This is a genomic window from Massilia sp. PWRC2 (assembly GCF_049896725.1).
Lineage (GTDB): Bacteria > Pseudomonadota > Gammaproteobacteria > Burkholderiales > Burkholderiaceae_D > JAFCUW01.
Window position 1 is genome coordinate 40,262 of sequence record NZ_JAFCUW010000007.1, and the last position, 23,546, is coordinate 63,807.

The window sequence follows — 23,546 nt, forward strand, 5'->3', positions numbered from 1 at the left end:
CACCTGGCATCAGAAACCTGTGCCCATCTGGAACTGGAAGCGCTCCAGGCGGTCACCCGGCTTCGGATTGAGGGGCTTAGCATAACTCAACTTGAGCGGGCCCACCGGGGAAATCCATGACACCCCCAGGCCGGTCGAGAAGCGCAGCTCGCTGGCGCGCATCTTTTGGCCTTCCTGGTAGACCTGGCCACCGTCGAGGAAACCGAACCAGCGCAGGCTGCGATCGGGTCCGCCGCCGGGGAATGGCAGCTGCAGTTCGGCATTGCCGATCAGCCGCTTGGCGCCGCCCAGCGCATCGTTGGTGATGGGGTCGACGATACCCAGCGACGAGCTCAGATAGCCGCGCACCGAACCGATGCCGCCGCCATAAAAGTTCTTGAAGACGGGATAGCTGGTGCCACGGAAACCATGGCCGTAATCGACTTCGCCCTTCAGCGCCAGGGTGACCAGGCGCGACAACGGACGGTACCACTGCTGTTCGTAGACGGCGCGGTAGTATTTCGAGTTACCCACCAGATCGACTTCGAGGTTGGCGCGCTGGTAGCGGCCGATGCTCGGGGTGATCGCGCTGTCGCGCGTATCGCGGCTCCAGGCAGCCGTCAGCGGCACCGAATTGGTGACCGCCTTGCCGATGCCGTCGGCATTGCCGCTGAACTGGCGCACGTAGTCGCGGTAGCGGGTCGGGCTGGTGGCATCGGTTTCAATCCCGGTGCGTTCGAGACCGGCACCAAAGAACACCGTGTCCGATTCCGAGAAGGGCACACCAAAACTCATCCGCGTGCCGTTCTGCCGCACGGTGTACGAACCGATGTTGAGCGCTGGCGGTTTGGTCGTGCGCGAATAGATTTCGAACGAGCGCGAGACGCCGTCATCCGTAAAGTAGGGATTGGTCTGCGAAAAGGCGATGGTCCGGGTGTAGCGGCTGGTGTTCAATTCGATGCCGACGGTATTGCCCGAACCGGCAAAGTTGGCCTGCGAAATCGCCGCCGTCAAGGTCACTTTTTCTGACTGCGAAAAGGCGCCGCCGATCAGGAAGTTACCGGTCGGCTTTTCCACCACGGTCAGGTTGACGTCGACCTGGTCGGAGGTGCCCTGCGCTTCCGGGGTGTCGATGGTGACATCCTTGAAGTAGCCGAGGCGGTCGACGCGGTCGCGCGAGAGCTTGATGCGGTTGCCGTCGTACCACGAGCCTTCGAACTGGCGGAATTCGCGGCGGATCACTTCATCGCGGGTGGTGGTATTGCCCGAGATATTCATGTGGCGCACATAGGCGCGCTTGCCTGGATCGACAAAAAAGGTGAACGACACTTCGCGCTTGGCGCGGTCGATTTCCGGGTTGGCATTGACGTTGGCGAAGGCGTAACCAAAGGTGCCGAGGCGGTCGGAAATGCGCTTGTTCGACTCGGTCAGCAGTTCGCCCGAATACACCGCGCCCGGACGCAACAGCAGCAGCTGGCGCAATTCTTCTTCACGGCCAAACATTTCGCCATCGAGCTTGACGCCGGAGACGGTGTATTTTTCCCCTTCCGAGATATTGATCGTGAGAAAAATATCTTTCTTGTCGGGTGTGATCGATACTTGGGTCGACTCGATATTGACTTCGAGGTAACCGCGGTTCAGATAAAAGGACTTGAGCGCTTCGATGTCGCCGGTCAGCTTGGTCTTCGAATACTGGTCCGCTTTCGAATACCAGGTGAACCAGCCGGACGTCGACAATGCCATCGTTTCGCGCAGTTCCTTGTCGCTGAAATGGCTGTTGCCGACGATGTTGATGCCCTTGATGCGGGCGGCATCGCCTTCATCGACGTTGAACATCACGGTGACGCGGTTACGCTCGATCGGCGTGATGGTGGTGGTGATCTTGACGCCGTACAGGCCGTGCGACAGATACTGGCGCTTGAGCTCCTGCTCGGCGCGGTCGACCGAGGCCTTGTCGAAAATCTTGGTTTCGCCGACGCCGATTTCTTTCAGCGCCTTGACCAGCACATCCTTTTCGAATTCCTTGGTACCGGTGAAATCGACGGTGGAAATGGCGGGACGCTCTTCGACGATCACCACCAGCACACCGTTTTCTTCTTCCAGGCGGACATCCTTGAAGAAGGTGGTGGCATACAGCGCCTTGATGGCGGCGATGCTTTTTTCATCGTCGAACGTTTCGCCGACCCGCACTGGCAGGTAGCTAAAGACGGTACCGGCCTCGGTGCGCTGGATCCCCTCGACGCGGATATCCTTGACGACAAACGGAGCGATGGCATAAGCCTGGCTTGAACACAGGAGCAGAACGGCGGCGCCGATCAGGGTAGGACGCAGGAGAGGAAAACTCGACGACGGGGCAAATCGGTTTGAATGTAATTTCATTGGCTAAATCATGGTCCTAATATGTCGCACTGATCGACACGCGCGGGTAGAAAACCTGGTGCGCGCACAAACGCCATGCACCGTTACAGACGGCGGGCGATGTCGTTGAAAAGGGCCAGCGCCATCAGCATGGCCAGCAGGACCACGCCGGCACGCTGTGCATACGCCCCGATCCGCTCGGACAAAGGGCGTCCGGTCAAAACTTCCAGCGAATAATACAGCAAAAGCCCCCCATCCAGAACCGGAATTGGTAACAGATTCATCACCCCAAGACTGATGCTGACGAAGGCGATAAAGCCGATAAATACGGCCGGTCCCAGTCGCATGGTCTGCTGGGCATAGTCGGCGATGGTCAGCGGGCCGGTGATATTTTTCAGTGACACTTCACCCTGCACCATCCGCTTGATCATTTTGAGCGTGATGGTGACGGTGTCCCAGGTGCGGCGCGCACCAATGGCCAGCGCGTCGAGCGGGCCGGCGGTCACCGTCACCAGTTCGGGCGCCACCGCCGGCGCCATGCCGATTGCCCACACCTTGTCGGTCGCCCGCAGTTGCGGCGTGACCGATACAGTGAGCGTTTGCGGGCCGCGCTGCAGCGTGATCGCCAGCGCTTTGCCGTTCGACGCCCGCACCGCCTTGACCAGGTCGACGCCATCGACGATGGTCTTGCCATCGACGGCGCTGACGATGTCGCCTGCGCGCACGCCGGCCAGCGCAGCGGGGCTTGCCGCCACCACCGTCTCGACGGCCGCCGCCGGCCGCCACAAATCCAGGCCCAGCGCGCGCGTAAAATCGCTGTCGATATCGAGGGTGGCCAGCGCAGCGGCGGGCACGATGGCGGCCAGCTGGCCACCTTGCGGCTGGCGCGCATCGAGACGCGCAGCGCGTTTTTCGACGATGGCGTCGACCAGCGCCCAGCGCATTTCCGCCCAGCTGGCCACCAGCTTGCCATCGACGGCGGTGATCAGGTCACTGCCGCGCAAACCTGCCTGCCAGGCGGCGCTGCCTGGGTCGGGGGCGCGCAGGCGCGCCGACGGTTCGGTGGTGCCGGCCATCGCCAGCCCCGCCAGCAGCACGATGGCCAGCAAAAAATTGGCCAGCGGGCCGGCAACGACAATCGCCATGCGGCGCCACACGGACTGGCTGGTAAATTCGCGGTGGGCGTCGGCACTGTCGATGACGCCGTCCTGCTCGCGCGCATCGAGCATCTTGACGTAGCCGCCCAGTGGCAGGGCCGATACTGCCCATTCGGTCTGATCGGCGCCGAACTTGCGCGACCACACCACCTTGCCCATGCCAACCGAAAAACGCAACACCTTGACGCCACACAGGCGCGCCACCAGGTAGTGCCCCAGTTCGTGAAAAATCACCAGCGGCCCCAGTGCCAGCAAAAATGCCGGGATCATCAACAGATTGTTCATCGGCAGATGCCGTCGATGATGGTGTGGGCGGCGCGGCGGGCGACGGCGTCCTGGGTCAGCACGGCATCGAGGCTGCTGGCGGGACCGTGGCCATTGTCGTCCATCACGCGGGCAATCACGCGGTCGATGTCGCGAAAGCCGATGCGCTGCTGCAAAAAGGCGTCGACCGCCACTTCATTGGCGGCGTTGAGCAGGGCTGGCGCCGTGCCGCCCGCGCGCAGCGCGGCAAAGGCCAGCGCCAGGCAGGGAAAGCGCTTAACATCCGGCTTGTCGAACTGCAGCGCGGCCATCGTCGTCAGGTCGAGCTGGGCCACGCCCGATTCGATCCGCTCGGGGAACGCCAGCGCGTGGGCGATCGGCGTACGCATGTCCGGGTTGCCCAGCTGCGCCAGCACCGAGCCGTCCACGTACGACACCATCGAATGGATCACGCTTTGCGGGTGGATCACCACTTCGATCTGCTCGGCGGCGGCGCCGAACAGCCAGTGCGCCTCGATCACTTCCAGGCCCTTGTTCATCATGGTGGCCGAGTCGACCGAAATCTTGCGGCCCATCGCCCAGTTCGGGTGCTTGCAGGCTTCGTCAGGGGTGACCTGTTCGAGCGTGTCGACGGCGCGCTTCAAAAACGGTCCACCGGAGGCGGTCAGCACAATTTTGGCGACGCCCGCGCGCGCCGGCGAACGGCCGTAAGAGAGCGGCAGCGACTGGAAAATGGCGTTGTGTTCGGAATCGATGGGCAACAGGGTGGCGCCGTGGCGCTCGACCAGGTCGATGAACAGCTGGCCGGACAGCACCAGTGCTTCCTTGTTCGCCAATAAAATCTTGCGCCCTGCCCTGGCTGCAGCCAGGGTCGGTGCAAGACCGGCGGCGCCGACGATGGCGGCCATCACGGTATCGGCTTCGGCAGCGACTTCGCACAGCGCCGCTTCGCCATACGAGATGGCGCACGGCACCTGGTGCGCACGCAGGATTTCCTCCAGGCGGGCAGCAGCGGCGGCGCTGCCGACGACGGCGCGGCGCGGACGAAATTGCACGCATTGGGCGGCCAGTGCATCGACCTTGCTGTGGGCGGTCAGCGCGTGCAGCGCATACTTGTCGGGATGGCGGGCCAGCACGTCGAGGGTGGAAACGCCGATCGAGCCGGTGGCCCCGAGAATGGTGATGTGTTGCATGTTGCTCCTTGCGAGACCAGCTTCAATGCGCTTTATAGCCAGGTGGCAATCAGCGCCGCCAGCGGCAATACGGGCACCAGGGCGTCGATGCGATCGAGCACGCCGCCGTGGCCCGGCAGCAGTGCGCTGCTGTCCTTGACGCCGGCGCGCCGTTTGAGTTGAGATTCGAACAGGTCGCCACAGACCGACAGCGCAACAATGGCGATCAGCACCAGCGCCAGGCCGCCCCAGCCGAAGCGCGCCTGCACGTGCACGGGGAAGGTATCGGCAAACAGCGCCGCACCCGACAACACCGCGGCGCCCGCTAACAGCAGCACGGCGCAGGCACCGCCGATGGCGCCTTCCCATGATTTGCCAGGAGAAATTGATGGCGCCAGCTTGCGCTTGCCGAAGGCCTTGCCGGAAAAATAGGCGCCGATATCGGCTATCCACACCAGCACCAGCACCGACAGCAGGTAGAGGGCCGAATGCCGATACAGGGTGACGATGGCGGCAAAGCAGGCGACGATGGCCACTGCATAGGTGACGCTGAGCAGCGTGTTGCCGAAACTGGCCAGCGACGGCAAGCCGATTTTCAGCGACGGCGCCAGCCGCAGCAGCCACACCGCCACGCCAAGGCCAAACCAGACCTGCGGCCGCGCCTGCGGCACGATAAAAAAGGCGTACACAAAGACCAGCGTCCAGACGGCGGCGATCAGCAACACCTGTTTCGAGCCGGGGGTGAACAGGCGAAAGGCTTCCCACACGGCGGCGCCGAAAAACACGACGACCACGGCGGCAAAGGCCAGCGGGTTGCCGAAGTAAAGCACCGGCAATAAAATGGCCAGCAACACCAGCGCCGTGATGATCCGCAGCTTCAGCATAAGTTATTTCTTTTCGGCCAGTTGGTCGCCCGTGCGGCCGAAGCGGCGCTCGCGGCTTTGATAGGAGACGATCGCTTCGTCGAGCGCGGCGGGCGAGAAATCGGGCCAGAAGGTATCGGTGAAATACAGTTCCGAATACGCCAGCTGCCACAGCAAAAAATTCGAAATGCGCTGTTCGCCACCGGTGCGGATGAACAGGTCCGGTTCCGGCGCATAGGCCATCGCCAGGTGTTCGGCGAGCATCTCTTCGCTGAACTCGGTGACGCCCGGATGGGCTGCCAGCATTTTCGAGGTCGCCTGCATGATGTCCCAGCGGCCGCCGTAATTGGCGCAGATGGTCAGCGTCAGGCGCGTGTTATTGGCAGTGCGCCGCTCGGCGTTGGCGATCATATCGCGCAGCTTGCCATCGAAGCGGCTGAGGTCGCCGACCACCTTCAGGCAAATATCGTTGGCGTGCATCTTCGCCACTTCGCGCTCGAGCGCGGTGACGAACAGGCGCATCAACAGCGACACTTCTTCTTCGGGGCGGCGCCAGTTCTCGGACGAAAAGGCGAACAGGGTCAGGTAGCCGATACCGCGGTCGACGCACGCTTCGACGATGTCGCGCACGGCGTCGACGCCCTTGACGTGGCCGGCCACGCGCGGCAGCATGCGCCGGGTGGCCCAACGGCCGTTGCCATCCATGATGATGGCAACATGCGACGGCACCTTGGGTACATCGGGCACCGTCTTGGTGGAGCTTTTAAAAATCATACATCCAGACTTTGGTTGTCTACCGAATCGCCGCTCAAACCGTCAGCACTTCTTTTTCTTTGTCGACCACCATCTTGTCGACATCGACGACGAACTTGTCGGTCAGCTTCTGGATGTCATCGGTCGAACGGCGCTCATCGTCTTCCGAGGCCAGCTTGTCCTTGACGAGCTTTTTGACTTGCTCGTTGGCGTCGCGGCGGATATTGCGGATGGCGATCTTGGCATCCTCCGCTTCGCTCTTGACCAGCTTGACCATTTCCTTGCGGCGCTCTTCCGACAGCATCGGCGTGGGCACGCGGATCTGCTCGCCCTGCGAGGAGGGGTTCAGTCCGAGGTCGGCATCGCGGATGGCTTTTTCGATGGCCGCGGCCATTTTCTTTTCGTACGGCTGCACGCCGATGGTGCGGGCGTCGATCAGGTTGATGTTGGCGACGCCGCTCAGGGGCGTTGGCGAACCGTAATAATCGACCATGACATGGTCGAGGATGCCCACGTGGGCGCGGCCGGTGCGCACCTTGGCCAGATCGGCCCGCAGGGTCTCGATCGACTTGATCATGCGCTCTTGCGCGCTTTTCTTGATGTCAGCGATGGTCATGCTGCTCTCCTGTAGCTTTTGTTAGTGGTAGTGCGTAGGACGGGCCAGCGCGGCGCGCGGCCGGCTTGCCCAGTCATTAAAACAGACTATACGATAACGCCTGCAGATTTTACACGTGAACGAGGGTGCCTTCATCTTCGCCCATGATCACCGCCATCAGCGCGCCCGGCTTGACGATCGAAAACACCTTGATCGGCAGCTTCTGGTCGCGACACAGGGCGAACGCGGTGGCGTCCATCACCTGCAGCTGGTTGGAGATGGCTTCGTCAAAACTGATCGAATTGTAGCGGGTGGCGGTAGGGTCTTTCTTTGGATCGGCGGTGTAGACACCATCGACCTTGGTGGCCTTGAGCACGATTTCAGCGCTGATCTCGGCGCCACGCAGGGCGGCGGCGGTATCGGTGGTAAAAAAAGGATTGCCGGTGCCGGCGGCGAACACGACCACCTTGCCCTCTTCCAGGTACTGCAGCGCTTTCGGACGCACGTAGGGCTCGACGACCTGCTCAATGGCAATCGCCGACATCACGCGCGCGGTGATGCCCACGTGGCGCATGGCGTCGGCCAGGGCCAGTGCATTCATGACGGTGGCCAGCATGCCCATGTAATCGGCGGTGGCGCGGTCCATGCCTTGCGCACCGGGCGCCACGCCGCGGAAAATATTGCCGCCGCCAATCACCACCGCCAGCTCGACGCCCAGTGCGGCCACTTCGGCGATGTCGGTGACCATGCGATCGATGGTGGCGCGGTTGATGCCATAGTTGTCGTCGCCCATCAGTGCTTCGCCAGAGAGTTTGAGAAGAACGCGTTTGTAAGCGGGTTTGGTCATGGGGGCTCCTGGGTGACGTTTATTGAGTGTTGCCTGATGGAGAAGCCGCGCCTCGTGGGCGTGCGGCACCATCTATTTCTTTAGTACAGTTGCTTTTAATGCAGTTAAAAAAACGGGCCTTCCGGCCCGCTTTGCAACTCGCTGTTACTGCTTGGACGCTGCGATCTGCGCTGCGACTTCCGCCGCAAAATCATCCTGCTTCTTCTCGATACCTTCGCCGACGACAAACATGGCGAACGACTTGACGGTGGCACCGGCGGCCTTGAGCATCTGTTCGATCGACTGCTTGTCGTTCTTGACGAACGGCTGGTTCAGCAGCGAGACTTCTTTCAGGTACTTCTGGACCGAACCTTCGAGGCGCTTGGCGAGGATTTCCGGCGACTGTGCAGGCTTGCCAGCGGCGGCGGCCTGGTCGGCATCTTCCTGGGCTTTGAGGGCGGCGACGGAGCGTTCTTTTTCGATCAGCTCGGCAGGCACCTGGTCAGCCGACAGCGACACCGGCTTCATGGCGGCGATGTGCATGGCAACATCTTTACCAACCTGCTCGTCAGCGCCGTCGAATTCGACGATCACGCCGATGCGGTTGCTGTGGATGTAGGAAGCGAGCTTGCCGGTGGTTTCAAAGCGCTGGAAGCGACGGATCGACATGTTTTCGCCGATTTTGCCGATCAGGGCAGCACGCACTTCGTCGAGCGTCTTGCCGTCGAGTGGCAGGGCCAGCAGGGCAGCGACGTCGGCCGGGTTGTGTTCGGTCACCAGTTGGGCGGCGTCATTGGCCAACTTCATGAAGTCATCGTTCTTGGCGACGAAGTCGGTTTCGCTGTTAATTTCCAGCACAGCACCGGCGTTGCCGGCGATGTAGGCCACCACCACGCCTTCGGCGGTGATGCGCGACGAGGCTTTCGAGGCTTTGCCGCCCAGCTTGACGCGCAGAATTTCTTCAGCACGGGCCATGTCGCCTTCGGCTTCGGTCAGTGCTTTTTTGCATTCCATCATTGGTGCGTCGGTCTTGCCGCGCAGTTCGCCTACCATCGCTGCGGTAATAGCTGCCATGTGATTCTCCTAAATAGTGTCGTTGATCCGGGCCGGCGGTGCGCCGCTGGTGCTCATTGCGTTGCGTGCGCGCATCTCGCTGCGATCCCGGTTTAAAAAAAAGGGTGAGCATACTGCCACCCTTTTTATGGTGCCGCCAGGCTTGCGCCGGCGGCGGAACTGCAAAACTTACGCTTGCTCGGACACTTCGACAAATTCGTCGGCGCCGGCGGCCTTGACCATGTCGGCCACTTCGTTGGTCGCGCTGGCGCGGCCTTCGAGGATCGCATCTGCAACGCCGCGGGCGTACAGCATGATCGCTTTCGACGAGTCGTCGTTACCCGGGATGATGTGGGTGACGCCTTCTGGCGAGTGGTTGGTGTCGACAATGCCGATGACCGGGATGCCCAGCTTGCCGGCTTCGGTGATGGCGCCTTTATGGTAGCCGACGTCGACCACGAAGATGGCGTCAGGAACGCCGCCCATGTCCTTGATACCGCCGATGGCTTTTTGCAGCTTGACCATTTCACGTTCAAACATCAGGCCTTCTTTTTTCGACAGCTTCTCAACCGAACCGTCTTCAACCTGGGCTTCCATGTCTTTCAGGCGCTTGATCGAGGTCTTGATGGTCTTGAAGTTGGTCAGCATGCCGCCCAGCCAGCGCTGGTCGACGTAAGGCACGCCGGCGCGTTGCGCTTCGGCGGCGATGATGTCACGGGCCTGGCGCTTGGTGCCGACCATCAGGATGGTGCCGCGCTGAGCCGACACTTGCTTGATGGTTTTCATGGCTTCCTGATACATACCCATCGTCTTTTCCAAGTTGATGATATGGATCTTGTTGCGGTGACCGAAGATGAACGGTGCCATCTTTGGGTTCCAGAAACGGGTTTGGTGGCCGAAGTGGACACCGGCTTCGAGCATTTCGCGCATTGTTACGGACATGGTATTTCTCCAGGGTTGGGTCTGGAATTCGGTCAGCACCAATCAGGCACCCTTTGCGACCGAACTCGCGATTTTACGATTGTATTTAGATTGTATTTAAAATACGATTTTTAACACTTGTTTTTGTTTCTTTTGCTTCAGTTCGCATAAAGCGATCCGGGCAACCCGAGATTATAGGCGCTTTTGTGGGAAAACTCAACACGCCCCTGCGCGGCGCCCCATCGTGCCCTGCGGAATACGCGCTGCCATCTTCCTTTATAATGACGGTATCGCCGCTGCCCCGACCCGTCAGGCCGGCCGCCTCCTCTTTTAGTAAAGAATGACTATGTCCAATATTTCCATCAAATCGCCCGCCGACATCGAAGGCATGCGCGTTGCCGGCCGCCTCGGCGCCGAAGTGCTCGACTACATCACGCCCTTCGTCAAGATGGGCGTCACCACCGGTGAGCTCGATCGCCTGTGCCATGAATACATGGTCAATGTGCAAGGCACCACCCCGGCCCCCCTGAACTATTGCCCGCCCGGCTATACGCCTTATCCGAAAGCCATCTGCACCTCGGTCAACGACGTCATCTGCCACGGCATCCCGGGCGACAAAGTGCTAAAGAGCGGCGACTCGGTCAACCTCGACATCACCGTCATCAAGGATGGTTACCACGGCGACAACAGCCGCATGTTCCTGGTGGGCGAACCGACCATCATGGCCAAGCGCCTGTCGGAAGTGACCTATGAATGCATGTGGATCGGCATCTCGAAAGTCAAGCCGGGCGCCCACCTGGGCGATATCGGCCACGCCATCCAGGTCCATGCCGAGAAAAACGGCTACAGCGTGGTGCGCGAATTTTGCGGCCATGGCATCGGCAAGGTGTTCCACGAAGAGCCGCAGGTACTCCATTACGGCCGTCCCGGCACCCTCGAAAAACTCGAGGCCGGGATGATTTTCACGATCGAACCGATGATCAATTCGGGTCGCCGCGACATCAAGGAAATGAACGATGGCTGGACCATCAAAACCAAGGACCGCAGCCTGTCGGCGCAGTGGGAACACACCGTGCTGGTGACCGCAACCGGCTACGAAATCCTGACCCAGTCGGCCGGCACGCCACCACCGCCGGCGTTCATTAGCGCCCAGGCCGCCACCGCTGCGGCCTGAGTGATGCAGGTCGACGCCGCCAGCCGCCAATCGCACCGGCTGCTCTTGAAAGAACAGCTCAAGGCCGACCGCCAGCAGCTGACGGCCGCCTTTCGCGACGACAGCAAACCGGAAAAGCTGCTGCGCGGGCTGCGCCAGAGCGTCGACCGGGTGCTCACCGAGGCCTTCCACGACGCCGGCCTGCCCGCCAATGCGGCGCTGGTGGGGGTCGGTGGCTACGGGCGCGGCGAACTGTTTCCGTATTCCGATGTCGACCTGTTGATCCTGCTGGGCGAACCGGCCAGCGCCGCTACTGCCGACAAGCTCGAGCAGCTGGTGCAGCTGCTGTGGGACCTGGGCCTGGAAATCGGCAGCAGCATCCGCACCGTCGAGGAATGCCTGAGCGAAGCGCGCGCCGACATCACCGTGCAGACGAGCTTGCTGGAAGCGCGGCTGGTGGCGGGCGACCCGCTATTGTTCGCCGACCTGCAGCGGCGGTACTGGGACGCGCTCGACCCGCAGGCGTTTTACCAGGCCAAGGCCGCCGAAATGCGCCTGCGCCATGCCAAGTACGAAGACACCGCCTTTGCACTGGAACCGAATTGCAAGGAAAGCCCGGGCGGCTTGCGCGACCTGCAAGTGATCTTGTGGGTGGCCAAAGCGGCGGGGCTGGCCAACTCGTGGCGCGAACTGGCTGCGCGCGGCCTGATCAACCAGACCGAGGCGCGCGCGCTGATGGAAAAGGAATCGGCCTTCAAGGACATCCGCATCCGCCTGCACCTGCACGCCGGACGGCGCGAAGACCGGCTGGTGTTCGACGTCCAGACGCCGATCGCCGAAACCTTCGGCCTGCGCTCGACGGGCGAAGGCAGCAATGCGCGCCGTGCCAGCGAACTGCTGATGCAGCGCTACTACTGGGCCGCCAAGACGGTCACCCAGCTCAATACCATCCTGCTGCAAAACATCGAGGCGCAACTGTTTCCGCACCCCGAGAGCGTCACCACCATCAATGCGCGCTTCAATGAAGTCAATGACTTGATCGACATTAGCGAAGACGGCGTATTCGAGCAGCAGCCCGCCGCCATGCTCGAGCTGTTCGTGTTGATGACCGAGCGCCCCAACCTGAAGGGATTGACGGCGCGCACCACCCGCGCGCTGTGGCACGCGCGCGCGCTGATCGACGACGCCTTCCGCGCCGATGCCGGCAACCGCGCCGCCTTTCTGCGCATCCTGCAGGCGCCCGTCGGCCTGGTGCACGCGCTGCGCCGCATGAATGAAATGAGCATTTTAGGGCGCTACCTGCCGGCGTTTCGCCATATCGTCGGCCAGATGCAGCACGACCTGTTCCACGTCTACACGGTCGACCAGCACATCATGATGGTGGTGCGCAACATGCGGCGCTTCACCATGAGCGAGCACGCCCACGAATACCCGTTTTGCAGCGGCTTGATCGCCAATTTCCGCGACCCCTGGCTGCTCTACGTGGCAGCGCTGTTCCACGATATCGCCAAGGGCCGCGGCGGCGACCATTCGAAGCTGGGCACGGCCGATGCGCGCGCCTTTTGCGACGAGCACGGCTTGCAGGCGGCCGATACCGAGCTGGTGGTGTTCCTCGTCGAGCACCATCTCAGCATGTCGCAGGTGGCGCAAAAGCAGGATCTGTCGGACCCCGACGTCATTGCCGCCTTTGCCGCCACCGTCGGCGACGAGCGCCATCTGACCGCGCTGTACCTGCTGACGGTGGCCGACATCCGCGGCACCAGCCCGAAAGTATGGAATGCCTGGAAGGCCAAGCTGCTCGAAGATTTGTACCGCATCACCCTGCGCGTGCTGGGGGGCGAGCCGCACTCGGCCGACCGCGAACTGCGCAACCGCCAGGACGAAGCGCGCGCCATGCTGCGCCTGGCCGGCCTGCCCGAGCAAGCCCACGCCGCCCTGTGGGACCAGCTCGACATGGCCTGGTTCCTGCGCCACGACGCCGCCACCATCGCCTGGCAAACGCGCAGCCTGTACGACAAACTCGACAGCAGCAAACCGGTGGTCAACTGCCGCCTCTCGCCGGTCGGCGAAGGTCTACAGGTGGCGGTCTACATCCGTGACCAGCCCGACCTGTTCGCCCGCCTGTGCAGTTATTTCGACCGCAAGAATTTCAGTATTTTCGATGCCAAGATCCACACCACGCGGGGCGGCTATGCGCTCGATACCTTCCTGGTAACGGAGCAAAACTTTGCCAAGAATTACCGCGACATCATCAGCATGATCGAGCACGAGATTTGCGAACTGCTGAGCCGCCAGGCACCGCTGCCGGCGCCCAGCCACGGCCGCCTGTCGCGCCTGTCGCGCAGCTTTCCCGTCACGCCGACGGTCGATTTGCGCCCTGACGAAAAAGGCCAGTACTACCTGCTGTCGGTATCGGCGGCCGACCGCACCGGCCTGCTCTATTCGATTGCCAGCGTGCTGGCGCGCCACCGCATCAATTTGCACACCGCAAAAGTGATGACCTTGGGCGAGCGTGTCGAAGACGTGTTTTTGGTCGATGGCGCCGCGCTGTCGACCCCGAGAAATCAGATCCAGCTTGAAACCGAGCTGCTCGATGCTTTACAAGTATAGGAAAGTACCAGGAATCAATGAGTGAGCTTTTAAGACTGTCGAAACGGATGTCCGAACTGGGCCTGTGCTCGCGCCGCGAGGCCGACGAGTGGATTGCACGGGGCTGGGTACGGGTCGACGGCCAGGTGGTGTCCGAACTGGGCAGCAAGGTCTATCCCGAGCAAAAAGTGTCGGTCGAGCGGCAAGCCGCCGCCGAGCAATCAAAGCGCGTCACCGTGCTGATCAATAAACCAATGGGCTACGTCAGCGGCCAGGCCGAAGATGGCTATACCCCGGCCGTGGCGCTGATCAAGGCGGAAAACCGCTGGGCCGACGATCCGTCGCCCGAGCAGTTCCATCCGACCCAGCTGCGCTCGCTGGTGCCGGCTGGCCGGCTCGACATCGATTCGGTGGGTCTGCTGATCCTGACCCAGGACGGGCGCGTGGCCAAGACGCTGATCGGCGAAGACACGGTGATCGAAAAGGAATACCTGGTGCGCGTACAGTACAGCAAGCCCGGCACCCTGCCCGAGGCCGACCTGAAAAAGCTGTGTTTTGGTTTGTGGATGGATGGCAAGGCGCTGCTGCCGGCCAAGGTGCGCTGGCAAAACGAAGACCAGCTCAGCTTTACTCTGAAAGAAGGCAAGAAGCGGCAGATCCGCCGCATGTGCGACATGGTGGGCTTGAAAGTGCTGGGCCTCAAGCGGGTGCGCATCGGCAAGGTCAAGCTCGGTGACTTGCCGGTCGGCCAGTGGCGCTATCTGCGGCCGGAAGAACAGTTCTGAGGCAGCGGCGCTGTAATCGCTCTACTCGAACAGCTTGAGCTTGAGCTGCACCGAGATGCCGCCGTACAGCCGGTCTTTATAGCTCGGCACCACGCCGATGTTGACGCCAACGCGCTGGTATTCCAGCGTCGCTACCGGGATCAGGGCCGGAAACCAGCCACCCGCGCGCATGTGCGGGTAGCCATTGAAGGCCGCGATGACGGCGCCGAGGCGCACGGGACCGATGGCATATGGCTGCCAGATCGCGCCCGCATAATTCGAATAGGCGCGGTCGCTGTTATAAAAACGGCCCATCGTGGCGGCAAGGTCGCCGCGCAGCTGGTACTCGAGGCCCAGCCCGCGGTTGGCGCCGTTCAAATCCTTGTCGCGATTAAAGTGCCAGGTCGCAAAGCCAGTATCGACCCACAGTGCGCGGCGCGGCGCCCCATCGATGGCGGTGAACAGTTCGTCGGCATGGGCCGCCGGCACCAGCAGCGCAACTAGCGCAGTTAACGCCAGCAAGACAGGGGTGGTTTTCAATCGTCTTCATCCGGTTGCATGTCGGGGAACATCACGCTGGTGTAACCAAAGCGCGAAAAGTCGGTGATCCGCATGGGGTACAGCACGCCATGCAGATGGTCCACTTCGTGCTGCACCACGCGCGCATGAAAACCTTCGGCGTCGCGCACGATGGGCGCGCCGAACTGGTCGACGCCTTCATAGCGCAGGCGGGTAAAGCGCTCGACCACGCCGCGCAGGCCCGGCACCGACAGGCAGCCTTCGAAGGCTTCATCCATCTCGTCGGACAAGGGGGTCAACAGGGGATTGATCAGCACCGTCTGCGGCACCGGCGGTGCGTCCGGATAGCGCTGGTTGTCCTTGAAGCCAAAAATCACCAGTTGCAGGTTGACGCCGATCTGCGGCGCCGCCAGGCCCGCGCCGTTGGCAGCGTGCATGGTGTCGAACATGTCGGCAATCAGCGCGCGCATTGCCGGCGTGTCGAACTCGGTGACCGGTTCGGCCATCCGCAACAGGCGCGGATCGCCCATCTTCAAGATGTCGCGTACTGTCATGGCGTCTCCATGCGGTTGTTCATTTGATCGAGAAATTCGCGGTAACCGGCTGCCGTCTCGGGATGTTTCAGGCCCATCGCCGTCATCGCCTTCAGGTAACCGAGCTTGGAACCGCAATCATAGCGCGTGCCGGCGTAGCGGTGTGCCAGTACCCGTTCGTCGGCCATCAGGGCGGCGATGCCGTCGGTGAGCTGGATTTCGCCGCCGGCGCCGGTGCCGAGGTGCTCGAGGTGATCAAAAATTTTCGCCGTCAGCACGTAGCGGCCGACCACGGCCAGCGTCGATGGCGCCACTTCCGGCTGCGGTTTTTCGACGATGCCGGAGACCAGCTCGAGGCCGGGGCGGTAAGCGCTGGCACTGACGATGCCGTACTGCCGGGTATTCGCGCGCGGCACATCCTGGACTGCCAGCAGCGAGCATTTTTCGTAGTTGTAGATCTCCGTCATTTGCGCCAGCACGGGGGCGTGGCCGTCAGCGCTGTCCATGAAGTCGTCGGCCAGCAGCACGGCGAACGGCGCATTGCCCACCACCGGGCGCGCGCACAGCACCGCGTGGCCCAGGCCCAGCGGCGCCGACTGGCGAATGTAAATGCAGGTGATGTGCTTGGGAATGACGTTACGGACGAAGTCGAGCAGCGCCTGCTTGCCCGCCGCTTCCAGCTCGGCTTCGAGTTCATAGGCTTTGTCGAAATGGTCTTCGATGGCCCGCTTGTTGCGGCCGGTAATAAAAATCATCTCGGTGATGCCGGCGGCGACCGCTTCTTCCACCGCATACTGGATCAAGGGCTTGTCGACGATGGGCAGCATTTCCTTCGGCTGCGCCTTGGTGGCGGGCAGAAAGCGGCTGCCGAGACCGGCGACGGGGAACACTGCTTTGGTGATTTTTCTCATGGGCCTACTATTTTTGGTTTTCGATGAAAGTTTATAGTGGCGCTGGCGCCAGCAGGGCCAGCAAGCCCGCTTCGTCGACGATGGTCAGATTGAGTTCCTGTGCCTTGGCCAGCTTGCTGCCAGCATCGGCGCCGGCAACGACGATCGCGGTCTTTTTCGACACCGAGCCGGACACCTTGCCGCCGGCCGCTTCGATCAGCGCCGCCGCCGCTTCGCGGCTCATGGTGGGCAAGGTGCCGGTGATGACCAGCGTCTTGCCGGCAAATACGCCGGCGGGACGCGTCATCACGTGTTCGCCCTCGGTCCAGCGCAACACTGCGCGCAGGCGCGCCACCAGATCAAGATTGACGGCGTCGGTCAAAAACTCGGAGATCGAGCGCGCCACGATGGGGCCGACGTCGTCCACCTCGAGCAGCTGCAGGCCACCCTCGAAGGCGGCGGCGTGCAGCAAGGCGTCGAGATTGCCGAAATGGCGGGCCAGCGCCTTGGCGGTCGATTCGCCCACATTGCGAATACCCAGCGCATAGATGAAGCGCGCCAGCGTGGTGTCCTTCGATTTGTCGAGGGCGGCGATCACGTTTTGCGCCGATTTGGCGGCCATCCGCTCGAGGACCTGCAGGCGAGCGGCGTCAAGCGCGTACAGGTCGGCAGCGGTATCGACCAGGCCGCGGTCGACCAGCTGCTCGATCAGCTGGTCACCGAGGCCTTCGACGTCGATGGCGCGGCGCGACACGAAGTGCATCAAGCCGCCCTTCTTTTGCGCGCTGCAATGGGTCCAGCCGCCGGAGCAGCGCGCCACCGCTTCGTCTTCCAGACGGACGATGGCCGAGCCGCACACCGGGCAGCTGGTCGGCATGACGAACTCGCGCGCATCGTCCGGCCGCCGCTCGGCGACGTATGCCACCACTTCGGGGATGACGTCGCCGGCACGCCGCACGATGACGGTGTCGCCGATGCGGATGTCCTTGCGGCGCACTTCGCCTTCATTGTGCAAGGTGGCGTTTTCCACGGTGACGCCGCCGACGAACACGGGCGCCAGGCGCGCCACCGGGGTAATGGCGCCGGTGCGGCCCACCTGCACGCCGATATCGCGCACCTCGGTCAGCGCTTCTTCGGCGGGAAATTTGTGGGCCATGGCAAAGCGCGGCGCGCGCGCGACAAAGCCCAGCTGCCGCTGGTCTTGCAGGCGGTCGACCTTGTAGACCACGCCATCGATGTCGTACGGCAGCTGCGCACGGCGCTGAGCGACCCGCTCGAAATACGCCAGCAGACCGGCGGCGCCCTGGACCAGCGCGCGTTCATTCGACACTGGCAGGCCGAGGCTGGCGAACCAGTCGAGCAGGCCCGCATGCGACTCGGGCATGGTCGCCCCTTCGAGGGCGCCGATGCCGTAGCTGTAAAAGCGCAGCTTGCGGCTGGCAGTGATGCGCGAATCGAGCTGGCGCAGGCTGCCGGCGGCGGCGTTGCGCGGATTGACGAACTCGCGCAAGCCGGCCTGACGCTGGCGCGCATTGAGGGCGGCAAATTCGGCCTTGACCATCAACACTTCACCGCGCACTTCCAGCACCGCCGGCGGCGACGCCCCATGCAGGCGCAGCGGGATGTTGCGCACCGTGCGGATGTTGGTGGTGACGTCTTCGCCGGTGGCGCCATCGCCACGGGTAGCGGCCTGCACGAACACGCCGTGTTCGTAGCGCAGGCTGATCGCCAGGCCATCGTATTTGAGTTCAGCCGTGTACGTGACCGGCACCGCATCGGCGCCCAGCCCTTCGCGCACGCGGCGGTCGAAATGGTCGACGTCTTCGGGCGAAAAGCCGTTATTTAACGACAACATCGGCACCGTGTGGGTGACCTGCTTAAATTCCGGGATCGGCGCGCCACCCACGCGGTGGGTGGGCGAATCGTTCGACACCGCCTGCGGCCAGGCCGCTTCGAGCGCCTGCAGCTCGGCGAACAGGCGGTCATACTCGTCGTCGGGAATGGTGGGCGCATCCAGCACGTGGTAAGCGTGACTATGGCGATTGAGTTCATCCGTCAGCGCAGCGATGCGCGCCAGCACAGCTGCCTCAGGCGCACGCGGTGCGCCATCAACGGCGACAGGCAACGATACAGACACTGCGCCCCCTTAACTGAACAGGCGCAGGGCGCGGATCGAACCGGCCGGAATATCGGCAGCGGCCATCTCGTCGTAGAACTCGAGCACCTGGCCGTTGATCTCGGCCAGCGCGGCGTCGAGCAGGGGCTGGCCGCTGTCGTCGACGATGGTGGCGTCGAGCCGGCCGACCATGGCGCGGGCGCAGGCGACCATGGCGCCAAAGCCGTCGCGCGCCGGCGCCACCACCGGCACGTCGAGCAACAGCGTCAGGTGGGCGGTGGTGTCGGCACCCAGGGTGACATTGGTGGTGAGGGTGAACAGCACACCGCCATCGCCGTCGGGCATGGCAAAGCGGCCGTCGGGACGCACGTCGAAGCCCTGCTTTTCCAGCGCGCCAATAAGGGTGGCGATCGCCCAGGGGGCGCCATTTGACATCAGGTTCACCCCCAGCTGGGCGTCGTGGCCGGCGACAAAGCGGTGCAGGGTGCGGGCGTCGCCCATCACTTCGATCATGTCGGGGATTTCCGGCTCGGCGCCGATCTCGTCGGCCAGCGCGCGCAGGCGGGTGACCAGTTCCGAGTATTCGAGTTCATTGAGGGCGGTGGTGCGGCTGGCCATCTGCACGCCGGCCTGCAGGGTGGTGTAGACGCCGCCACGGACGATCGGTTCCCACTCGCCGCTGACGGCCAGGCCAATGTAGTGAATCGGCTTGTTGCCGACATGGCGCAGGGTGTGCAGCGCTGGCAGCAGCTTGTCGCCGCGCATGGCCACTTCCAGCGCCAGGGGAATCAGGCAATCGATGAGGGGATCGACCAGGCTGGTGGCCTGCTCGGCTTCGAGCGCCACCGCTTCCGCGCGCACGGTGGGCGGGCCGGACAGCGGATCATGGCCGTCACCGTAAGGCGCTGCAGCGGCAGCGGCCGGCACGCCATCGAAGGTGGGCTCGGCGCGGGTGCCGGCGTGGGTCATGTTGGGGATGTGCGCGGTATGCGCGCTGTGGCCGGCAGCGGGCGCAGCGGCGCGCTCTTCGCCGCCCGCCATCAGCACATCATCGTGTTCGGCGGCGAAGGCGCGCTCGACGCTCTTGCGCGCCTTGTGCTCCTGCCACTTGTTGTAGACAAATACCGCGCCGACAAACACCACGGCGCCGCCAATGAGGCTCATTTGAAGATCGGTCATGCTGCGTGCGCCTCGGTCGCGGTCGCCGTGCGCGCGCTGGCGGCAGGCTTGAAGTATCCCGGCATGGGCGAATTCCTTATTAATTATTCTGTGATTGCTTGGTCGGCTCGAACATGCTTACTCAACATACGTACTGGACATGCGGCCTGCTACGCAGGACTCGGGTGATGCTCGCCTGAGCGAGGGTACCACGCCATCGCCCCCTGAGGCACGCACGCGGGCCGCAGGCGTGACCATGATACCAATATCAGCCTGCGCACGCCATGCGGGCGCGGCAAATAGCGGCGTCAGACTCCCAGCGCGGCCAGCGCGGCGCCGTGGGCGGCGCTATCCATATCGACCGCCACGATGCGCGACACACCCTGCTCCTGCATGGTCACGCCGATGAGCTGGTTGGCCATCTCCATGGCGATCTTGTTATGCGAGATGAACAGGAACTGGGTGTGCTCGGACATCCGCTTGACCATGCGGCAAAAGCGCTCGGTGTTGGCGTCGTCGAGCGGGGCATCGACTTCATCTAACAGGCAGAACGGCGCCGGGTTCAGGCGGAACATGGAAAACACCAGCGCGGTGGCGGTCAGCGCCTTTTCGCCGCCCGACAGCAGGTGAATGGTGGCGTTTTTCTTGCCCGGCGGCTGCGCCATCACCTGCACGCCGGCGTCGAGAATTTCATCGCCCGTCATCACCAGGCGCGCATTGCCGCCACCGAACAGGATCGGGAACAGTTCCGAGAAATGCAGGTTGACCTGGTCGAAAGTGCTTTGCAGCAGATCGCGCGTTTCGCGGTCGATGCGGGCGATGGCGTCTTCGAGCGTGTTGATCGCTTCGACCAGGTCGGCGTTCTGGGCGTCGAGAAAATGCTTGCGCTCGGAGGCCTGCGCCAGCTCGTCGAGGGCGGCCAGATTGACCGCACCGAGCGCGGCGATGGCCGTACTGAGGCGGGTCACCTCGCCCTGCAGCAGCGCCGGGCGCATCTCCGGCTCGAGTTTGGCCGCCAGCGCCGCTTCGTCGGCAGCGACCGCGCGCAGCGCTTCGGCGAACTGTTCCTGGTTCAGGCGCGCCGCCTGTTCCCTTAACTGGGTTTCCGAAATTTTGTCGCGCTGCGGCTGCAGGCTGCGCTCGGCCGTCATGCGCGCTTCTTCGGCCTGGCGCAGCTGCTGGGCAATCTGGTCGAGTTCATGGCGGGCATTCGATAGCGCCATTTCCTGGCCGGTGCGACGCTCCAGCAATTCCTGCAAGCCGTCGGCGGCGGCGCCATCTTCCAGGGCCGCCGCTTCCTGCTGGCCGCGCGCCAGTGCCTCGCCCACCTGGGCCGCCTGGATGCTGGCGGTGGCCAGGGTGCGGCGCAGTTCGTCGATCTTGCTGCGCTGGGATTTTTCAGCGAACTGCGCTTCCTGCGCCGCCCGCTCCAGTTCGCGCAGCCGTTCGCGCGCCCGTGCCAGGCCCTGTTCCTGGTCGAGGAACCGCGTTTGCTGCTCTTCAAAGGCGCCCTGCAGGTCAGCCAGCTCAAGGTCGAGTTCTTCGAAGGCCGCCTCCGCTTCCAGGCGCAGCATCTGCTGCTCCTGCTGCTGGGCGTCGATGTCGGCCAGGTCGGCATCGATCTGCGTGCTGCGCTGGTTAAAACGCGCTTCGACCTCCGACTGCTTGAGTACCTCGAGCTGCAGCGCGTGCACTGCCTGGGTCAGGCTGGTGCTGCGCTGGCGGGCGTCCTGCAGGCGACGGCCGAGGTCGGCCCCGGCGGCGTCGGCTCGCACCTGGCGCGCGCGCGCTTCGTCAGCCAGCATGGTTTGCGCGCGCAGCTGGCGGTCGGTATTGTCGATCTCTTGCTGGCGCGCCAGCATGCCATCCTGCTCGGCGTCGGCGGCGTAAAAGCGCACGCTCGAGGCCGTGATGGCATGGCCCTGGCGGGTGATGAACATGGCCCCGGCCGGCAGGCTGGCGCGCGTCGCGAGCGCCTGCGCGGCGTCGTCGGCCAGGTAGACGCCCGCCAGCCAGTCCTGCAGCACACCGCGCAGCGGCGCTTCATTGATGCGCACGATGCGCATAAACGGCGTCAAGCCTGGCTGCTCGGCTGCGCCATTGGCCGACAGCATCGGCGTGTACAGCGCCAGCTTGGCCGGCGGCGCATCGGCAAAAAAACCCCCGGCCCAGTCGAGGTTGGAGATCTCGAGGGCGCCCGTGCGTTCGCGCAGCACCGCTTCGAGCGCGGTTTCCCAGCCGGCCTCGACCTGCAGCTTTTGCCACAGGCGCGGCAAGCCGTCGAGTTCATGCTTTTTCAGCCACGGCTGCACCTTGCCCTGGCTTTGCACCCGTTCCTGCATCTGGCGCGCCGCATTCAGGCGCGCTTCGAGCTGGGCGTTGGCAGCGCTTTCCTGGTTGACCTGCGCCTGCGCTGCGCTGCGTTCGAGCTCGACCCTGCCCTGCTGCTCGAGCGTTTCTTCGAGCAGCAGGGCCTGTTCTTCCAGGGCCTGCTGTTGTTCTTCCAGCTGCAGGCGCAGCTTGCTCAGGTGACTCGAATCGGGCAGGTGCAAACTGTGCTTTTCCTGCTGCAGGCGCTCGCGGCGCACCGTCAACCCCTGCATGACCTGGGCGGCGTTGCGCTGGCGGTCCGATGACAGGGCGATTTTTTGCTGCAGCTGCATGATGCCGGTGCGCGCATCCAGGCTGGCCTGTTGCGCCGCCCGCCAGGCGGCGTCGAGGGCCGGCACGGCGTCGCCATGCTGTTCGGCAGCTTGTGCAGCCTGCTCGACACGTGCACCGAGCTCCTCGAGCAGATAGTCGGCTTCTTCGAGCTGTTCGCCAACCTCACTGGCCTGCTGCTGCCAGCTGGCGCGCTGCCCTTGCAGGGTCGCCAGCTGCTGCTGCAGGCGCGCGCGCGACTCCAGCACGAATTTGATTTGCGCTTCGAGGGCGCCGATTTCGGTGTTGGTCTGGTACAGCTGGCCTTGCGCCGTGTGCAGGCGGTCGCCGACGGCGAAGTGGGCCTGGCGCATCTGTTCGAGTTCCAGCTCGACGTGGCGCAGGCCCGCCGTGTGCGCTTCCAGTGCCGTTTGCGCCGCTTCCATCTCGCGGAAATGGCGCTGCTGCTCGGCCTGCGCCTCATTCTTGCGCAGCAGCCACAGCAGCTTTTGCTTTTCTTCCTGTTCACCCTGCAGCTGGTGAAAGCGGGTCGCCACGCGCGCCTGCGCTTCGAGTTTTTCCAGGTTGGCGTTCAGTTCGCGCAGGATGTCTTCCACCCGCAGCAGGTTTTCGCGGGTGTCGCCGAGCCGGTTTTCCGTCTCGCGGCGGCGTTCCTTGTACTTGGAGACGCCGGCGGCTTCTTCGAGAAACACGCGCAGCTCTTCCGGGCGCGATTCGATGATGCGCGAAATCATGCCCTGGCCGATGATGGCGTAGGCGCGCGGCCCCAGTCCCGTGCCCAGAAAGATATCCTGGATGTCGCGCCGCCGCACCGGCTGGCCATTGATGTAATAGGTCGAGGTGCCGTCGCGCGTGAGGGTGCGCTTGACGGCGATTTCGGCATACATGCCCCACTGGCCGGCAGCCTTGCCCAGCTGGTTGTCGAACACCAGCTCGACCGAGGCGCGCCCGGCCGGTTTGCGGTGGGTCGAGCCATTAAAAATCACGTCCTGCATCGATTCGCCGCGCAATTCCGAGGCCTTCGATTCGCCCAGGACCCAGCGCACGGCATCGATGATGTTCGACTTGCCGCAGCCATTCGGTCCGACCACGCCGACCAGCTGACCGGGCACCTGGAAATTGGTGGGGTCGACGAAGGATTTGAAGCCGGATAACTTGATGGACGAAAGACGCAAGGTGCTAGCTCCTGGGGGAAACATTTTTTTCGAAGGCGATCATACCA

General features: G+C 63.3%; 18 protein-coding genes. 3 read left to right on the top strand and 15 right to left on the bottom strand.

Annotation, left to right across the window (positions count from 1 at the left end):
* Window positions 1-9: 9 nt before the first annotated feature.
* From bamA to rpsB, 9 genes are all read right to left on the bottom strand, one after another.
* On the bottom strand, window positions 10-2,358 hold the full coding sequence (bamA, locus tag ACP7BZ_RS14560) for an outer membrane protein assembly factor BamA (protein ID WP_426114336.1): 2,349 nt from the start codon (window positions 2,356-2,358) through the stop codon (window positions 10-12).
* Between the two features lie 83 nt (window positions 2,359-2,441).
* Window positions 2,442-3,779, bottom strand: a complete 1,338-nt coding sequence (gene rseP, locus ACP7BZ_RS14565) for an RIP metalloprotease RseP (RefSeq protein WP_426114338.1) — start codon at window positions 3,777-3,779, stop codon at window positions 2,442-2,444.
* Window positions 3,776-4,951, bottom strand: a complete 1,176-nt coding sequence (ispC, locus tag ACP7BZ_RS14570; RefSeq protein WP_426114340.1) for a 1-deoxy-D-xylulose-5-phosphate reductoisomerase — start codon at window positions 4,949-4,951, stop codon at window positions 3,776-3,778. The genes rseP and ispC overlap by 4 nt, the downstream gene beginning before the upstream one ends.
* 32 nt (window positions 4,952-4,983) lie before the next feature.
* Window positions 4,984-5,814, bottom strand: a complete 831-nt coding sequence (locus tag ACP7BZ_RS14575; protein ID WP_426114342.1) for a phosphatidate cytidylyltransferase — start codon at window positions 5,812-5,814, stop codon at window positions 4,984-4,986.
* 3 nt (window positions 5,815-5,817) lie between these two features.
* Window positions 5,818-6,567, bottom strand: coding sequence for a polyprenyl diphosphate synthase (gene uppS / locus ACP7BZ_RS14580; protein ID WP_426114344.1), 750 nt, complete (start codon window positions 6,565-6,567; stop codon window positions 5,818-5,820).
* A 34-nt stretch (window positions 6,568-6,601) separates the two neighbouring features.
* Window positions 6,602-7,162, bottom strand: coding sequence for a ribosome recycling factor (frr, locus tag ACP7BZ_RS14585; protein WP_426114346.1), 561 nt, complete (start codon window positions 7,160-7,162; stop codon window positions 6,602-6,604).
* A gap of 109 nt (window positions 7,163-7,271) precedes the next feature.
* The gene (pyrH, locus tag ACP7BZ_RS14590; protein ID WP_426114348.1) at window positions 7,272-7,988 is read right to left on the bottom strand and encodes a UMP kinase; all 717 of its coding nucleotides are present in this window, start codon (window positions 7,986-7,988) and stop codon (window positions 7,272-7,274) included.
* A gap of 144 nt (window positions 7,989-8,132) precedes the next feature.
* The gene (gene tsf / locus ACP7BZ_RS14595) at window positions 8,133-9,041 is read right to left on the bottom strand and encodes a translation elongation factor Ts (RefSeq protein ID WP_426114350.1); all 909 of its coding nucleotides are present in this window, start codon (window positions 9,039-9,041) and stop codon (window positions 8,133-8,135) included.
* Between the two features lie 168 nt (window positions 9,042-9,209).
* Complete coding sequence (gene rpsB, locus ACP7BZ_RS14600) at window positions 9,210-9,962, bottom strand: 30S ribosomal protein S2 (protein ID WP_426114352.1); 753 nt, start codon at window positions 9,960-9,962, stop codon at window positions 9,210-9,212.
* Between the two features lie 325 nt (window positions 9,963-10,287).
* On the opposite strand from rpsB, the gene map reads away from it, so the two are divergent.
* Genes map through ACP7BZ_RS14615 form a run of 3 tightly spaced genes read left to right on the top strand, consistent with a single transcriptional unit; the run spans window position 10,288 to window position 14,468 of the window.
* Window positions 10,288-11,115: a type I methionyl aminopeptidase gene (gene map / locus ACP7BZ_RS14605; protein WP_426114354.1), complete on the top strand. Its 828-nt coding sequence runs from the start codon at window positions 10,288-10,290 to the stop codon at window positions 11,113-11,115.
* A 3-nt stretch (window positions 11,116-11,118) separates the two neighbouring features.
* Window positions 11,119-13,704, top strand: coding sequence for a [protein-PII] uridylyltransferase (locus tag ACP7BZ_RS14610; RefSeq protein ID WP_426114751.1), 2,586 nt, complete (start codon window positions 11,119-11,121; stop codon window positions 13,702-13,704).
* A 17-nt stretch (window positions 13,705-13,721) separates the two neighbouring features.
* On the top strand, window positions 13,722-14,468 hold the full coding sequence (locus tag ACP7BZ_RS14615) for a pseudouridine synthase (RefSeq protein WP_426114356.1): 747 nt from the start codon (window positions 13,722-13,724) through the stop codon (window positions 14,466-14,468).
* A 21-nt stretch (window positions 14,469-14,489) separates the two neighbouring features.
* Here ACP7BZ_RS14615 and ACP7BZ_RS14620 read toward each other — a convergent pair whose 3' ends face one another.
* The 6 genes from ACP7BZ_RS14620 to smc all read right to left on the bottom strand — a co-directional run bounded on the left by ACP7BZ_RS14620 (window position 14,490) and on the right by smc (window position 23,499).
* Window positions 14,490-14,987: a hypothetical protein gene (locus ACP7BZ_RS14620; protein WP_426114358.1), complete on the bottom strand. Its 498-nt coding sequence runs from the start codon at window positions 14,985-14,987 to the stop codon at window positions 14,490-14,492.
* Window positions 14,984-15,520: a peptide deformylase gene (gene def / locus ACP7BZ_RS14625; RefSeq protein WP_426114360.1), complete on the bottom strand. Its 537-nt coding sequence runs from the start codon at window positions 15,518-15,520 to the stop codon at window positions 14,984-14,986. The genes ACP7BZ_RS14620 and def overlap by 4 nt, the downstream gene beginning before the upstream one ends.
* Window positions 15,517-16,410, bottom strand: coding sequence for a UTP--glucose-1-phosphate uridylyltransferase GalU (galU, locus tag ACP7BZ_RS14630; protein WP_426114362.1), 894 nt, complete (start codon window positions 16,408-16,410; stop codon window positions 15,517-15,519). The genes def and galU overlap by 4 nt, the downstream gene beginning before the upstream one ends.
* Window positions 16,411-16,441: 31 nt before the next feature.
* A complete protein-coding gene (gene ligA, locus ACP7BZ_RS14635) occupies window positions 16,442-18,514 on the bottom strand; it encodes an NAD-dependent DNA ligase LigA (protein WP_426114752.1) in 2,073 nt (690 codons plus the stop codon).
* 21 nt (window positions 18,515-18,535) lie between these two features.
* Window positions 18,536-19,684: a cell division protein ZipA C-terminal FtsZ-binding domain-containing protein gene (locus tag ACP7BZ_RS14640; RefSeq protein WP_426114364.1), complete on the bottom strand. Its 1,149-nt coding sequence runs from the start codon at window positions 19,682-19,684 to the stop codon at window positions 18,536-18,538.
* A gap of 287 nt (window positions 19,685-19,971) precedes the next feature.
* Window positions 19,972-23,499 carry a chromosome segregation protein SMC gene (gene smc / locus ACP7BZ_RS14645; RefSeq protein ID WP_426114366.1) on the bottom strand — a complete coding sequence of 1,176 codons (3,528 nt, stop codon included), beginning with the start codon at window positions 23,497-23,499 and terminating at the stop codon, window positions 19,972-19,974.
* Window positions 23,500-23,546: the final 47 nt, after the last annotated feature.

Coding starts and splice junctions, on each gene's coding strand:
- frr (WP_426114346.1), bottom strand. CDS start 7,162: ATGACCATCGCTGACATCAAGAAAAGCGCGCAAGAGCGCATGATCAAG.
- ACP7BZ_RS14575 (WP_426114342.1), bottom strand. CDS start 5,814: ATGCTGAAGCTGCGGATCATCACGGCGCTGGTGTTGCTGGCCATTTTA.
- ACP7BZ_RS14615 (WP_426114356.1), top strand. CDS start 13,722: ATGAGTGAGCTTTTAAGACTGTCGAAACGGATGTCCGAACTGGGCCTG.
- def (WP_426114360.1), bottom strand. CDS start 15,520: ATGACAGTACGCGACATCTTGAAGATGGGCGATCCGCGCCTGTTGCGG.
- rpsB (WP_426114352.1), bottom strand. CDS start 9,962: ATGTCCGTAACAATGCGCGAAATGCTCGAAGCCGGTGTCCACTTCGGC.
- ACP7BZ_RS14640 (WP_426114364.1), bottom strand. CDS start 19,684: ATGACCGATCTTCAAATGAGCCTCATTGGCGGCGCCGTGGTGTTTGTC.
- ACP7BZ_RS14610 (WP_426114751.1), top strand. CDS start 11,119: ATGCAGGTCGACGCCGCCAGCCGCCAATCGCACCGGCTGCTCTTGAAA.
- uppS (WP_426114344.1), bottom strand. CDS start 6,567: ATGATTTTTAAAAGCTCCACCAAGACGGTGCCCGATGTACCCAAGGTG.
- bamA (WP_426114336.1), bottom strand. CDS start 2,358: ATGAAATTACATTCAAACCGATTTGCCCCGTCGTCGAGTTTTCCTCTC.
- tsf (WP_426114350.1), bottom strand. CDS start 9,041: ATGGCAGCTATTACCGCAGCGATGGTAGGCGAACTGCGCGGCAAGACC.
- map (WP_426114354.1), top strand. CDS start 10,288: ATGTCCAATATTTCCATCAAATCGCCCGCCGACATCGAAGGCATGCGC.
- ispC (WP_426114340.1), bottom strand. CDS start 4,951: ATGCAACACATCACCATTCTCGGGGCCACCGGCTCGATCGGCGTTTCC.
- rseP (WP_426114338.1), bottom strand. CDS start 3,779: ATGAACAATCTGTTGATGATCCCGGCATTTTTGCTGGCACTGGGGCCG.
- galU (WP_426114362.1), bottom strand. CDS start 16,410: ATGAGAAAAATCACCAAAGCAGTGTTCCCCGTCGCCGGTCTCGGCAGC.
- pyrH (WP_426114348.1), bottom strand. CDS start 7,988: ATGACCAAACCCGCTTACAAACGCGTTCTTCTCAAACTCTCTGGCGAA.